The sequence below is a fragment of the Mycobacterium sp. IDUB_17 genome (genome assembly GCF_055419465.1).
The window spans coordinates 1022317-1038950 of the sequence record NZ_JBVAXS010000001.1; the positions used below are offsets into that span (position 1 = coordinate 1022317).

Genomic DNA, 16634 nt, shown 5'->3' on the forward strand with positions numbered 1-16634 from the left:
ATGGAATGTGATCACGAAAGATTTCCGCTCACGCGGGGCCAGCTAGACATTTGGCTCTCGGAGGAGACCGGCCGCGTCGGCGTCAAGTGGCAGCTGGGCATGCTTGCCCGGATCGACGGCGCCATCGAGCATCACCTGCTGGAACAAGCGATTCGGCACGTGGTGCACGAGGCCGAACCGCTGAGGGCTACCTTCTCCGAGGTAGACGGCCAAGTTTTCCAGACGGTAGTTGACTATCCGGATGTCGAGCTTGCCCGCCATGACCTGACTGCGTCCCGCGATCCGAAGCAGGACGCGTATCGGGTAGCGTCGTCGATCCGGCAGACTCCGATGCCTCTGACCGGGCCGCTGTTCAAGTTCGCGCTGATGCAGACACGCGCCGACGAGTTCTACTTTTTTGTGTGCTGCCACCACATCGCGATAGACGGAATCGGGATGGGCCTGGTCTGTCACCAGATTGCCGCTGTCTACACAGCAATCGCTGGTGCCGAGCCGATGCCACCTGCAATCTTCGGGTCATTGAAGAGCCTGATCGACTGCGAGTCTGACTACGAGGCTACCGACGATTACCTCGACGATCAGGCGTATTGGGCCGCGAATATCCCGCCCGAGAGTGAACCCCGGCATGGTCTGGCCCCCGGAGTCGCAAACCAGGTCGCCGAGTATGAGCCTTCTGCGCCAATCCAACTGGACCCCACCGTCGTGGCCCGGGCCCGCGATCTGGCGAAAGCTCTGGGAGTGCGCCGCGCCTCGGTGATCACCGCCGCGTATGCGCTGTTGGTGCAGAGCGAGATCGGCGGATCCGAGGTCGCACTCGATCTTCCGGTCAGCCGACGGGTGCGTCCAGAGGCGCTGATGGTGCCTGGGATGGTGTCCGGGGTTGTGCCCTTGATGTTGGATATGTCACCGCAGTCCACAGTGGCCGGCTTGTGTGAACATGTCGACCGGCGGTTCCGAGGTGCGCTGGACCATCAGCGATTCCCGTTACGCGCGATCGAGAACAAGTCGCGATTCCGGGGCACGGGACAGCCGTCGGCCCGGCCGGCCATCAATTTCATTCCGACTATTCCCAGGGCTGATTTCCGTGATGCTCCCGGGTGGGGGACCGTCACCCACACCGGCCTGGTGGACCAGTTCGGTTTGGTTTTCCTCAAGAAGGACGAAGACCTTTTTCTCAGCATGACCGGTGTCGGCCAGCAGTTCATCGGCTGTGACGCGCGAGATTTGGCGGATCGCTTCGAACGGGTTCTGAACTCGATGACCGCCGAGCCGGGCCGGCAGCTTGCGACTATCGACGTCCGCGATGAGCTTGAGGAGCTCAAGGGTTGGGGTAATCAGGCCGCCTTGAGTCGGTCGGGGTCTGTGTCGTTGTCGATTCCGGAGTTGTTCGCCGAGCAGGTGGTTCGCCATCCGGAGGCGGTGGCGGTCAGCTTCGGCGATAGTTCGATGTCGTACCGCGGGTTGGATGCGGCTGCGAATCGGTTGGCGCACTTGCTGGTTGAGCGGGGTGTGGGTCCGGGGCTGCGGGTGGCGCTGTTGTTCCCGCGGTCGGTTGAGGCGGTCGTGGCGATCATGGGGGTGCTGAAGACCGGTGCGGCGTATGTGCCGATCGATCCTTCGGTGCCTGATGCTCGGCTGGATTTCGTGCTCTCTGACTCCGCGCCGATGGCTGTGGTGACCACCGCTGATCTGGTGGATCGGTTGGGCGGACGTGGGTTGACGGTGATCGATGTCAACGACCGCGCGGTCTACAGCCAGCCGTGTACGGCGCTACCGATGGGGCCGAGGCCCGACGACATCGCGTATCTGATCTACACGTCGGGTACTACGGGTGTGCCCAAGGGCGTGGCGGTTGCGCATCGGAATGTGGCGCGGTTGCTGCGGGCGGTGGACGCCGATGTCGAGTTGTCTGCGGGTCAGGTGTGGACGCAGTGTCATTCGTTGGCTTTCGACTTTTCGGTGTGGGAGGTTTTCGGCGCGCTGTTGCATGGTGGCCGGTTGGTGGTGGTGCCCGAATCGGTGACACGATCGCCTGAAGAGTTCCACGCCTTACTCGTCGACGAACACGTGAGTGTGTTGAGTCAGACGCCCTCGGCGTTCTATGCGTTGCAAGCGGTGGATACCGCCCGGCCGGAAAACCGGCTGGCGCTCGACGCTGTGGTGTTCGGCGGTGAAGCGCTGGAACCGCAGCGGCTGGCTCCGTGGTTGGCTGAACACCCGAGGCTGCCGCGGTTGATCAATATGTACGGGATCACCGAGACGACGGTTCATGCCTCGTTCCGGGAGATCACCGCGGCCGATGTGGTGAACGCGGTCAGTCCGATCGGTGTACCTCTGGACGATCTCGCGTTCTTCGTGCTCGACGATTGGTTGCGGCCCATGCCTGCGGGTGTGGTGGGCGAGTTGTACGTGGCTGGTGCGGGTTTGGCTGCCGGCTACGTTGGCCGGGCCGGGTTGAGCGCGTCGCGATTTGTGGCGTGTCCGTTCGGAGCGCCGGGACAGCGGATGTATCGCACCGGGGATCTGGTGTCTTGGAACCCGGAAGGGGAGCTGCAGTACCTCGGGCGGGCCGATGAGCAGGTCAAGATTCGTGGCTATCGCATCGAGTTGGGTGAGATCGAGTCGGCGTTGACGGCTTTGGCTGGGGTCGAGCAGGCGGTGGTGATCGCCCGTGAGGACCGTCCCGGCGACAAGCGTCTGGTCGGCTACATCACCGGGACCGCCGATCCGTCGGCAGCCCGTGCCGCGCTGGGGGAGAAGCTGCCGGCCTATATGGTGCCCACCGCGGTTGTGGTGATTGATGCGTTGCCGTTGACGGTCAACGGCAAGCTCGACAAGAAGGCTTTGCCTGCACCGGAATACCAGCACATCGATGACTATCGGGCCCCGTCGACTCCGACCGAGGAGATCCTGGCCGGGATCTACGCCCAGATCCTCGGACTGGACCGTGTCGGCGTCGATGCGTCGTTCTTCGAGTTGGGTGGCGACAGCATCTTGTCGATGCAGGTGGCCTCGCGCGCCCGGGCCGCGGGCCTGACGTGTCGCCCGCGGGACATCTTCGTCCAGCAGACTGTGGCCCGACTGGCCCAGGTGGTCGAGTCGACGGGTGTGACCGACGAACCGGCTGACGAGGGCCTCGGACCGGTGGCGGCTACCCCGATCATGCGGTGGCTGAAGAACCTGGGAAGAGCCGACAGCCCGATCGACGAGTTCAACCAGACGGTGCTGTTGCAAGCTCCTGCGGGTGTTACCGAGGCCGACGTCGTAGTTCTGTTGCAGGCCTTGCTCGATCGGCACGGCATGCTCCGATTGCGTGCCGAGGACGACGGCGCCGGCGGATGGTCGTTGACGGTGCCCGAAGCGGGTTCGGTCGACGCCGCCGGATGCGTGCACTCGGTGGATGTGTTGTCTGACGACGCCCTGGTATCGGTGAGGTCAACGCTGGACCCGGCCGCCGGGGCAATGGTCGGCGCGCTGTGGGTGACTTCCACGAGTCAGCTGGTGCTGATCGTTCACCATCTGGCGGTCGATGGCGTGTCGTGGCGAATCCTCCTGGAGGATCTCAATGTCGCCTGGGCGCAGCGTGGTAGCGGTCGGCCGGTGACGCTGGTGCCCGCCGGCATGTCGTTCGCCCGATGGGCGGACCTGCTGTCTCAGGCTGCACTGAACCCGCATGTGGTGGACCAGGCGCACGTGTGGCGACAGGTGGCGGCCACACCGCCGGCATTGCCCGCATCGCAACCCCAGGTCGATACCTATGAGACCGCCGGGCAGCTGTCGATGACGTTGGACGCCGAGACCAGCCACATGCTTCTCGGCGAAGTGCCCGCCGCGTTTCATGCAGGCACCCAAGACATCTTGTTGATCGCGTTCGGGTTGGCGGTCGCCGAATTCTCGCGCAGCAGCGCACCGATTGCCATCGATGTGGAGGGGCACGGGCGCCAAGAGGACTTGGCAGATTTGGGTGTAACTGCCGGCCTCGACATCGACCTGTCGCACACCGTGGGCTGGTTCACCGCGAAGTACCCGGTGTCGTTCGACTTCGGGGGCCACCTGCACGGATTGCCCTGGACGCAGGTGAAGGCGGGTGACGCAACGCTCGGTGCGGTGGTCAAAGCCGCCAAGGAGCAGCTGCGAGCTCTGCCAGACGGTCTCACCTACGGCCTGCTGCGTTACCTGAACCCAGAAATTGAGCTGGCCGGGCCGGATCCGGCGATCGCGTTCAACTACCTGGGCCGCCTGGGTGGGGCCGTGGGAGACGCCTCCGGTGATGTCTGGCGGATGCGTTCTGAGGGCTTGTCGTTGACCCGCCTGGCCGGGGCGGTTCCCACGCCACTCGGGCATACCGTCGAGCTCAACGCAGCCACCGTCGATACCGACACGGGCGTGCAGCTGAACGCCGACTGGACATGGGCGCACTCAGTCCTGGACCGCACGGAAGTGAGCCGACTGGGCCAACTGTGGTTCGATGCGCTGGCCGGAATCTGCGCGCACGTGCGAAACGGTGGCGGCGGGCTTACCCCGTCGGACATCGCTCCTGCCGCGCTGAGCCAGCAGCAGATCGACGAACTCAGCGGGCAGCACCGGATTTCCGATGTCCTGCCGCTGACGCCGTTGCAACAGGGATTGCTGTTCCATGCGGGGACCGCTCGGGGCTCTCGCGACGTATATGCGATGCAACTGGATATCGCGTTGAGCGGCCCGCTCGATCAGGAGCGGCTCGGCGAGGCGGTCCAGGCGGTGGTCCGGAGACATCCGCACCTGGTGGCCCGCTTCTTCGAGAAGTTCGAGCAGCCGGTGCAGGTCGTACCCGCGGATCCCGTGGCGCCGTGGCGGTGTATCGAACTGGACGTCAACGGTATTGGCGTTGATCAGCAGATCCAGGACATCTGCGCCGTCGAACGTGCCGCGGTCTGCGATCTCGAAAACCAACCCGCCTTCCGGGCCTGCGTCATTCGCATCGCCGATGACCGGTACCGGTTCGTGTTGACGGCGCACCACATCGTGCTCGACGGCTGGTCGATGCCGATCTTGCTGCAGGAGATCTTCGCCGGCTTCGGTGGGCAACGGTTGCCCGCAGCCGCGCCGTATCGCCGGTTCGTCACCTGGCTCGGCGAACGGGATCGCGCCGGCTCCCATGAGGTATGGCGCGAGATGTTGGCCGGATTCGACACACCGACATTGGTGGGACCGGCCGATCGAAACAGGCTGGGACAGCGGGGTATCGAGACATTCCGGCTTCCGGAGGAGACCACCCGCGCAATCGGTGAGTTGGCGCGCACCCATCACAGCACCACCAACGTCGTGCTGCAGGGCGCCTGGGCACTCCTGCTGAGCTCGCTGACCGGCCAGCATGATGTCGCATTCGGCACGACGGTCTCGGGGCGGCCGGCCGACGTCGAGGGCTCGGATTCGATGGTGGGCCTGCTGATCAACACATTGCCGGTGCGGGCCACGGTGAAACCGAACACCACCACCGCAGATCTGTTGCGTCAGTTGCAAGGTGCCCACAACGACACGCTCGAGCATCAGCACGTGGCGCTCAGCGACATCCACCGCATCAGCGGTCAGGATAGGTTGTTCGACACCCTCCTCGTTTTCGAGAACTACCCGATCGACACCACCGCACTGTCGGGCGTCGACGGGTTGGCGGTCACCGGGTTCGATTTCCGCGAATCCAACCACTACCCGCTGGCGGTGCAAGCCCTCCCGGGCCGCGAATCGGGTTCCCGCGTCGAACGCGAAATGCAGCTCCGTGTCGAGTACGACACCGAGGTCTTCGCCCCGGTCGCAGTCGAGGCCTTGGTTGAGCGGCTGAAAGCAGTTCTGGCAGCGATGACCTCGGATCCGGAGCGGCCGTTGTCATCGGTCGATCTGCTCGGTGACGCTGAGCACGCCCGCCTGATCGAGTGGAGTCACCGGGCGGTCTTGACGGAACCGGTGACGGCGAAGTCGATTCCGGCACTGTTCGCCGAGCAGGTGGCATCCACTCCGGACGCGGTCGCGGTCACTTTCGAGGGCCGGTCGATGACTTACCGGGAACTCGACGAGGCCGCCAACCGGTTCGCGCGCGTATTGTCCGCCCACGGCGCGGGCCCGGGCGAGGTTGTGGCGCTGCTGTTCTCCCGGTCGACCGAGGCCATCGTGGCGATTGTGGCTGTGCTGAAGACCGGAGCGGCTTACGTGCCGATCGATCCGGCGCTTCCGGTGACCCGCATTGCATTCATGCTGGAAGATGCCGAGCCGATCGTCGCGGTCACCGCGGCCGGAGGACGTTCTCTCCTGGACGGGATTGATGTCCCCGTCATCGATATCGACGATGCCGCCGAAGGCCGGCCGGGGACTGCGATGCAGGCCCCGTCTCCCGACGACACCGCTTACATCATCTACACGTCCGGCACGACGGGTGTGCCGAAAGGCGTTGCCATCCCGCATCGCAACGTGCCGGGACTGTTCGGCTCCCTCGACGACAACGTGTCATCGGGACCCGGGCAGGTATGGACGCAGTGGCACTCGTACAGCTTCGACGTCTCGGTGTGGGAGATCTTCGGTGCGTTGCTCCATGGCGCACGCCTGCTGGTGGTACCGGAATCGGTCGCCGCATCACCCGATGATTTCCACGATTTGCTGGTGACCGAACACGTCACCGTATTGAGTCAGACCCCGTCGGCCGCGGGCATGATCTCACCGCAGGGTCTTGAGTCGGCGGCGTTGGTGGTGGCCGGCGAAGCCTGTCCTCCTGAGCTGGTGGACCGCTGGGCGCCCGGACGAGTGATGATCAACGCCTACGGTCCCACCGAGGCCACCGTCTACGCATCGATCAGCACACCCCTCACTCCGGGATCGGTGGTGCCGATCGGCGCACCGGTCGCCGGCGGAGCGCTGTTCATACTTGATTCCTGGTTGCGGCCGGTGGCGCCCGGAGTGGTCGGTGAGCTTTACATCGCCGGCCGCGGTGTGGGAACGGGATATTGGCGCCGGGCAGGCCTGACGTCTTCCCGTTTCGTCGCCTGTCCCTTCGGGGCGCCGGGAACCCGCATGTACCGCACGGGTGATCTGGTGCGGTGGGGCCTTGACGGTCAAGTGCAGTACCTGGGACGTGCTGACGAGCAGGTCAAGATCCGCGGGTACCGCATCGAACTCGGTGAAGTCCAGGCCGCGCTGGCCGCAGTCGACGGCGTGACACAAGCCGTCGTGATCGCTCGCGAGGACGATCGCGCGGCATTGCGTCTGGTCGGCTATGTCACCGGAACGGCCGAGCCAGGCCAGATCCGCGCGCGGCTGGCCGAGCGGCTCCCGAGCTACATGGTCCCGTCCGCGGTGATGGCGATCGATGCGGTGCCTCTGACGGTGAACGGCAAACTCGACAGGCGTGCTCTACCGGCACCGGACTATCTCGACACCGATCACTATCGCGCCCCGGCGAACCCGGTCGAGGAGATCCTGGCCGACATCTATGCTCGTGTCCTCGGTCTGGCTCGGGCGGGGATCGACGATTCGTTCTTCGATCTGGGCGGGGACTCGTTGTCCGCGATGCGTCTGGTCGCTGCGATCAACACATCGTTGGGGGCCGGTATCACGGTGGGTTCCCTGTTCGATGCGCCCACGGTGGCACAGCTCGCACTGCGGGTCGGTGGGGCAGAGGCCCGGTTGGAGCCCTTGGTGGCCGCTGAACGGCCTGCGGTCGTGCCGCTGTCGTTCGCCCAGTCACGTTTGTGGTTCCTGGACCAATTGCAGGGTCCGTCACCGGTTTACAACATGACGGCCGCGTTCCGGCTGACCGGCGCACTGGATGTCGAGGCATTGAGCGCGGCGCTGGCCGACGTGGTGGCTCGCCACGAAAGCCTGCGCACCCTGTTCGCCGCGCCCGACGGCATCCCGCGCCAGATCGTGATGGCCTCAGGACATGCCGAACTCGGCTGGGAAGTTGTCGATGCCAGCGGCTGGACGCCGGCGCAGGTGCAGGCCGGCATCGAGGCCGCGTCGCGGCATACTTTTGACCTGTCTGCCGAGATTCCTCTGCGGGCAAAGCTGTTCCGGCTGGCCGATGACGAGCACGTGCTCGTCGCGGTGGTGCATCACATCGCCGCGGACGGTTGGTCGGTCACCCCGCTGGTGGCCGATCTCGGGGTGGCCTACGCCAACCGGTGTGCAGGGCAGGCCGCCGACTGGGCGCCGCTGGCGGTGCAGTACGCCGATTACACGTTGTGGCAGCGTGCGCAGTTCGGTGACTTCGAGGACAGCCAGAGCCGAATCGCCACGCAGCTCACCTACTGGCGGGACGCGCTGGCCGACATGCCCGAGCGCATCGACCTGCCGACCGATCGGCCGTACCCGCTGATGACCGATCAGCGCGGTGCCACGATGCGAGTGGACTGGCCCGCCGAGTTGCAGCAACAAGTGGCCCGGGTGGCGCGTGAACACAACGCGACCACCTTCATGGTGGTACAAGCGGCGCTGTTGACATTGCTGTCGAAGCTCGGCGCGAGTTCCGATGTGGCGGTGGGTTTCCCGATCGCCGGCCGCCGTGACCCCGCGCTGGATGAACTGGTCGGTTTCTTCGTCAACACACTGGTGCTCCGGGTGGACCTGGCCGGTGACCCGACCGTCACCGATGTCCTGGCTCAGGTACGGGCACGCAGCCTGGCCGCGTTCGACAACCAGGATGTGCCGTTCGAAGTCCTCGTCGAACAACTGAACCCGACCCGGTCGCTGGCCCACCATCCGTTGATCCAGGTGGCGCTGGCATGGCAGAACTTCGCCGGGCATGATGTCAATGATTCGGCTGCCGGGATGGCATTGGGTGATGTGCAGGTCACCCGGATGCCCGTGGACACCCACACCGCCCGAATGGATTTGAACTTCTCGCTGGCTGAACGCCGGACCGAGTCCGGTGAGCCGGCCGGCATCGGCGGGACGGTGGAATTCCGCACCGACGTGTTCGATGCCGACACCATCGAAACCCTGATCGCCCGGTTGCAGCGGGTGCTCACGTCCATGACGGCCGACCCGACCGCGCGGCTGTCGTCGGTCGATCTGCTCGGCGAGGATGAGCACGCGCGCCTCGCCGACCTCGGCAACCTCGAAACGCTGACCCGGCCGGCGCCCAGGCCGATCTCGGTTCCCGCGTTGTTCGCCGAGCACGTGTCGCGTACGCCCGAGGCGGTGGCGCTGACCGCCGGTGAGCGCTCATGGACCTACCGCGATCTCGACGAATCCGCGAACCACTTGGCACACTTGCTGATCGGCCGGGGAGCGGGCCCAGGGCAGTGCGTCGCACTGCTGTTCAACCGGTCCGCTGAGGCGATCATCGCCATCCTGGCGATCCTCAAGACCGGAGCGGCGTATCTGCCGATCGATCCGGTGGTGCCCGATGCCCGGCTGGAGTTCGTGCTGACCGACGCCGGTCCGGTTGCCGCCGTCACCACGACCGATCTGGCCGATCGACTGCAGGGGCACGGCGTCGCGGTTGTCGACGTCACCGAGATCGGGACCCTCGCGCTCCAGCCGAGTGGTGAGATGCCGGCGCCGCACGCAGACGACATCGCCTACCTGATCTACACCTCGGGTACCACCGGTGTGCCCAAAGGTGTTGCGGTCACCCATCACAACGTGACCCAGCTGCTGGAGTCACTCGACGCCGGGCTGCCTCGCCCGGGAGTGTGGCCCCAGTGTCACTCCCTGGCCTTCGATGTCTCGGTGTGGGAGATCTTCGGCGCTCTGCTCCGTGGTGGACGGGTAGTGGTCGTACCCGAGGACATCACGGTCTCACCGGACGATTTCCATGCCTTGCTGGTTGGCGAACGAGTCGACGTTCTCACTCAGACTCCTTCCGCGGTAAGGGCGTTGCCGACCGAGGGCCTGGAGTCGGCGGCGTTGGTCGTGGTCGGAGAAGCCTGCTCACCCGAGGTCGTCGAGCAGTGGGCTCCCGGCCGCGTGATGATCAACGCCTACGGACCCACCGAGACCACGATGTGCGTGGCGATCAGTGCGCCCCTGGAAGCCGGCCACGGCGTGCCCATCGGCTCACCGGTTCCCGGTGCCGCGCTACTGGTGCTCGACGAGTGGCTTCGTCCGGTGCCTGCCGGAGTCATCGGTGAGCTGTACGTCGCAGGTGCAGGCCTGGGATATGGCTACGTAGGCAGAACCGGCTTGACCGCCTCGCGGTTTGTCGCGTGTCCGTTCGGTGGGCTCGGTACGCGCATGTATCGCACCGGGGACCTGGTGTGCTGGCGCCCGGACGGGCAGTTGCAGTACCTGGGTCGCGCCGATGAACAGGTCAAGATCCGCGGTTATCGCATCGAACTCGGTGAAGTCCAGGCCGCCTTGGCCGTTCTCGACGGTGTGGAGCAGGTGGCGGTGATCGCCCGTGAGGACCGTCCCGGTGACAAGCGCCTCGTCGGCTACATCACCGGCACCGGCGAACCGGCCAGTCTTCGCGCCGAACTCGCCGACCGGCTGCCGGCGTACATGGTTCCGGGCGCGGTTGTGGTGCTCGACGCGCTGCCTCTGACGGTCAACGGAAAGCTGGACACCCGAGCACTTCCCGCTCCCGACTACGGCTCCGGGGATGCCTATCGCGCGCCGGCGGATGCCGTCGAAGAGGTCCTGACCGATATCTACGCCCAGGTGCTCGGGCTGGAGCGGGTCGGAGTCGACGACTCGTTCTTCGACCTCGGCGGAGACAGCATTCTGTCGATTCAAGTGGTTGCCCGGGCTCGGGCAGCCGGCTTGGTGTGCCGCCCGCGCGATGTGTTCGTCGAGCAGACCGTGGCGCGGCTGGCGCGGGTCGCCGAGGTCGCCGGCGGCTCTCATGGCCCGGTTGACGAAGGCGTCGGGCCGGTACCGGCAACACCGATCATTCGGTGGCTGAACAACGTTGAAAGCACCGGCCCGGTCGATGAGTTCAACCAGACGGTGCTCGTGCAAGCTCCTGCGGGTGTTTCTGCGGCCGATGTCGTAATCCTGTTGCAGGCCTTGATTGATCGCCATGGCATGCTCCGGCTGCGGGCCGGGCGCGATGGTGCCGATGACTGGTCGTTGACGGTGCCCGAACCCGGCTCGGTGGACGCACGAGAGTGCGTGCGATCCGTGGGCACGTTGACCGATGAGGCGCTGGTCGCGGCGCGGTCACGATTGAACCCGGCGACCGGGGTGATGCTGAGCGCGCTGTGGGTGAACTCGACGAGCCAACTGGTGTTGGTCGTCCACCACCTGGCCGTCGACGCGGTGTCGTGGCGAATCATGTTGGAAGACCTCAACATCGCCTGGTCGCAGCATCGCGGTGGGCAACCCGTGGCCCTGCCGCCGGCCGGCACATCTTTCGCGCGGTGGTCCGAACTGCTGCACGCGCACGCCGGTCATCCGGACGTTGTGGCCCAGGCCGACGCGTGGCGGCAGGTAGCGGCCACTCCAGCGGCGTTACCGACAGTGCAACCCGACGTCGATACCTACAAGACCGCCGGGCAGCTGCGGGTGTCGTTGGACGCGGAAACCACGCGCATGTTGCTCGGCGAGGTGCCGACGGCGTTCCACGCCGGGGTGCAGGACATTTTGTTGATCGCGTTCGGGCTTGCGGTGGCTGAGTTCTCAGGAGCCTTGGGCACACCCGGTAGGCCGATCGCCGTTGACGTCGAAGGGCACGGCCGCCAAGAAGAACTGGCAGACCTGGATGGAACCGCCGGTCTGACCATCGACCTGTCGCGCACGGTCGGGTGGTTCACCGCCAAGTATCCGGTGGCCATGAACTTCGGGGACGACGTCAGCGGACTGTCCTGGTCCCAAGTGGTGACCGGTGATGCAGCGTTGGGCGCGGCGATCAAAGACGCGAAGGAGCAGGTGCGTTCGCTGCCCGATCCGCTGACGTACGGGCTACTGCGCTACCTGAACGCCGACGTCGATCTCGACGGCGTCGACCCGACGATCGGGTTCAACTACCTGGGGCGCCTCGGGGGCGGAGCCGCCGAGACGACCGACGACCTGTGGCGGATCTCAGCGGACGGGCTGTCGGCGACCGGCGCGGCAGCGGCCATGCCCATGCCGTTGTCCCACACCGTGGCGCTCAATGCGGGCGCCATCGACACCGAGACCGGCCCGCAGTTGCAGGCGAACTGGACCTGGGCGCAGTCGACCGTCGATGAGGCACAGATCAACCGGCTCAGCGGGCTGTGGCTGGACGCCCTGGCCGGCATCTGCGAGCACGTGCGAAACGGTGGGGGCGGACTGACCCCGTCGGACATCGCGCCTGCCCGGCTCAGCCAGCACGAGATCGATGAGTTGTCACGGCAGAACCGGGTGGCAGACATCCTGCCGCTGACCGCATTACAGCAGGGGCTCGTCTTTCACAGCAGCACCGTGCAGGGCTCCGATGACGACCTGTACGTGGTGCAGTTGGACATCACCGTCGCCGGTGCGCTCAACGAGCACCGGCTCCGGGATGCCGTGCAGGCAGTGGCCAACCGCCATCCGCATCTCGCGGCCCGATTCTGCGAACAGTTCGACGAACCGGTACAGGTCATCCCGGCTGATCCCGCCGCAGGGTGGCGCTATGTCGAATTGGGCGGCGCCGCAACCGAGGAGCAGATCCGGCAGGTATGCGCTGAGGAACGCGCCGCGGTCTGCGATCTGGCACATCCGCCGGCCTTCCGGGTGGCGGTCATCCGCACCGCACACAACAGCCACCGGGTGGTGCTCACCAATCATCACATCGTGCTCGATGGCTGGTCGCTGCCCATCCTGCTGCAGGAGATCTTCGCCTCCTACCACGGTCACCGGCTCCCCGCGGCCACGCCGTATCGCAGCTTCATCAGGTGGCTGGCCGATCGCGACATCGAGGCAGCACATGCGGCCTGGCGTGAGGTGCTGGACGGTTTTGACACCCCCACCCTCGTCGACTCGTCGCAGAAGTCCGAGCCGGGGCAGCGCGGCGTGCGGGCACATCAACTGTCCGCGAAGATCACCCGGGCGGTCACCGAGCTCGCGCGCTCGCACCGCACCACCGCCAACATCGTGTTGCAGGGCGCCTGGGCGCTCCTGCTGAACTCACTGACCGGCCAGCGTGACATCGCCTTCGGCACCGTGGTCTCCGGGCGGCCGGCCGAGGTGGTCGGCGCGGAGTCGATGGTGGGCCTGCTGATCAATACGGTGCCGGTGCGCGCTGACATCACTGCGGCGACCACCACCTCCGACCTGCTTGACCAGCTGCAACACGCTCAAACCAAGACTCTTGAGCACCAACATCTCTCGCTCAGCGAGATCCACCGCATCACCGACCATGACCGGCTGTTCGACACCCTGTTCGTGTTCGAGAACTACCCGGTCGACACCGCTGCGTTGTCCGGCGCCGGCGACGGCTTGGAGATCATCGATTTCACCAGTCACGAATCGACCGACTACCCGCTGACGATGCAAGCGATACCCGGTGATGAACTTCGCCTGCGTCTCGAATACGACACCGCCGTCTTCGACACCGCCGACATCGATGTGCTCACCGAGCGGATCGAGGCTGTGCTGGAGGCGATGACGACCGATCCGGGTCGTGCGCTCTCGGCGGTGAGCCTCCTCGACGAGGCCGAGCGCACGCGCCTTGCCCAGTGGGGCAATCGGGCGGTGCTGTCCAACCTGGCGCAGCCGGCGTCGGTGCCGGAGCTGTTCGCGGCGCAGGTGATGCGGGCGCCGGAGGCGGTGGCGCTGGTCTGTGGCGACCGGTCGCTGACGTATCGGGAACTCGATGAGTCCGCGAATCGGTTGGCGCACTTGCTCGTCAGTCGGGGAGTGGGCCCCGGCGAGCGGGTCGCGTTGATGTTCCCGCGTTCCGCGGAGGCCGTTGTGGCGATCCTGGCGGTGCTCAAGAGTGGCGCGGCCTATCTGCCGATCGACCCGGCGCTTCCCGAGGCCCGCGTCGAGTTCATGCTGACCGACTCTGCCCCGATCGCCGCGGTCACCACGACTGAGTTGGTCGACCGGTTCGATGGGCACGGCCTGATGATCTTCGACGTGGCGGACCCGGTCGTCGCCGACCAGCCCAGTACGGCACTGGCGGCACCGGCCCCCGACGACATGGCCCACATCATCTACACGTCGGGCACCACCGGGCAGCCCAAGGGGGTGGCAGTCACCCAGCGCAACGTGGCGCAGCTGTTCGACTCGCTCGAGATCGGTGTGCCGCTGGAGCCGGGACAGGTGTGGACGCAGTTCCATTCGTATGCGTTCGACTTCTCGGTGTGGGAAATCTGGGGTGCGCTGCTGCACGGTGGCCGGCTCGTGGTGGTGCCCGACTCGGTGACCCGTTCGCCCGAGGATTTCCACGCCCTTCTGGTGCGCGAACGGGTCACGGTGTTGACCCAGACCCCGTCGGCCGTGGGAGTGCTGCCGGTGCAGGGCCTCGACGCGACATCACTCGTGATTGGTGCAGAACCGTGCCCGCCGGAGTTGGTGGATCGCTGGGCGCCGGGACGGGTGATGGTCAACGTCTACGGCCCGACCGAGACCACGATGTGGTTGTGTGCCAGTGCGCCTTTGGCAGCCGGTTCGGGTGCCCCGCCGATCGGAGCACCGACAGCGTGGGCGGCGTTCTTCGTGCTGGACGAATGGCTGCGGCCGGTACCGGCAGGCGTGGTAGGTGAGTTGTACCTGGCCGGCGCCGGCGTCGGCATCGGGTATTGGCGCCGGGCGGGACTGACCGCATCGCGCTTCATGGCATGTCCGTTCGGGGAACCCGGCACGCGCATGTACCGCACCGGCGACCTGGTGCGATGGCGAGCCGACGGGCAGCTGGATTACTTCGGCCGAGCCGATGAGCAGGTCAAGATCCGCGGGTACCGCATCGAACTCGGCGAGATCCAGTCGGCGCTGACCGCGCTGGAAGGGGTGGACCAAGCGGCGGTGATCGCCCGCGAGGATCAGCCGGGTGACAAGCGTCTGGTGGGCTACATCACCGGGACTGCCGATCCGGTCAGAGCGCGTGCGGCACTGGCGGAACGGCTGCCGGGCTACATGGTTCCCGCCTCGGTGGTGGCCCTCGCTGCGCTGCCGGTGACGGTGAACGGCAAGCTCGACACCCGGGCACTACCGGCGCCGGACTACCGCGATACCGACCATTACCGCGCGCCGTCCGGCCCGGACGAGGAGATCCTGGCCGGGATCTACGCTCGGGTGCTGGGTGTGGAGCGCGTCGGTGCCGACGACTCCTTCTTCGATCTGGGCGGGGACTCCGTCTCGACGATGCGGCTGGTTTCGGCGATCAATGCCAGCCTGGATACCGAACTTTCGGTACGCACGGTGTTCGAAGCTCCCACCGTTGCGCAGTTGGCGCTGTGTATCGGTGAACGCGCGGGGGCGGTGAACCCGCTGGTGGCGAGTGAGCGCCCTGCTGTGATTCCGTTGTCGTTCGCCCAGAATCGGTTGTGGTTCGTCGACCAGCTGCAAGGGCCGTCCCCGGTTTACAACATGCCGGTCGGCCTGCGGCTTCACGGTCGGCTCGACGCGGACGCGTTGGGCGCGGCGCTGGGCGACGTGGTCGCTCGCCATGAGAGCCTGCGCACGCTGTTCGACTCACCCGACGGAACACCTCGCCAGGTGGTGATGCCGATCGACCGCGCGGACTTCGGTTGGACGGTCGTCGATGCCACCGGCTGGGCGGACGGCGAGCTGGACGCGGCCATCGATGCCGCCGTCCGGTACAGCTTCGACCTCAGTTCCGAAATCCCGATGCGGGCAAAGGTTTTCCGCGTCGCCGAGGATGAGCACGTCCTGGTGGCCGTGGTCCACCACATCGCTGCCGACGGCTGGTCACTGACCCCGCTGGTGCGCGATCTGAGTGTGGCGTACGCCGGCCGGTGCGCCGGGCAGGCCCCCGACTGGGCGCCATTGCCTGTGCAGTACGTCGACTACACGCTGTGGCAACGTACGCAGCTGGGCGATCTCGAGGACCGTGACAGCCCGATCGCCGCGCAGCTGGGCTACTGGGAAGACGCCCTCGCCGGCCTCCCCGAACGCCTGGCATTGCCCACCGATCGTCCATACCCGCCGGTTGCCGATCAACGCGGTTCCACTGTCGAGGTCGAATGGCCCGCCGAGCTGCAGCAGCGGGTGAACGCGGTGGCCGCCGAGCACGGGGCGACCAGTTTCATGGTGGTGCAGGCCGCGCTGCTTACCCTGCTTTCCCGGCTGAGCGCGAGTTCGGATGTGGCCGTGGGGTTCCCGATCGCCGGGCGTCGCGCCCCGGCACTCGAGGAGCTGGTCGGTTTCTTCGTCAACAATCTGGTGTTGCGCGCGGATCTGACCGGTGATCCCACCGTGGCGGAGTTGCTGGCCCAGGTGCGCACGCGCAGCTTGGCCGCCTTCGAGCATCAGGACGTTCCGTTCGAAGTTCTGGTGGAACGGCTCAACCCGACCCGCAGTCTCGCTCACCACCCGTTGGTGCAGGTGGCGTTGGCGTGGCAGAACCTTCCCTGGCAGGACACCGGCCCCGCCGACGGGCTGAGCCTGGGCGACCTCGATGTGACCCCGTTGCCCGTGGACACCCAGACCGCCCGCATGGATCTGACGTTCTCGCTCGGAGAACGCTGGACGTCCGAAGGTGCGCCCGCCGGAATCGGTGGGGCAGTGGAGTTCCGCACCGATGTGTTCGACAC

At 66.2% G+C, this 16634-nt stretch carries 1 protein-coding gene (running past one end of the window); it reads left to right on the forward strand.

Annotation, left to right across the window (positions count from 1 at the left end; all coding sequences use genetic code 11):
• A protein-coding gene (locus tag ACZYZ7_RS04925; protein ID WP_463740345.1) for a non-ribosomal peptide synthase/polyketide synthase crosses the window boundary here: on the forward strand, positions 1-16634 show its 5' portion. The gene runs 7786 nt beyond the window's last position; only the first 16634 of its 24420 coding nucleotides appear in the window; it begins with the start codon at positions 1-3; the stop codon falls past the right edge of the window.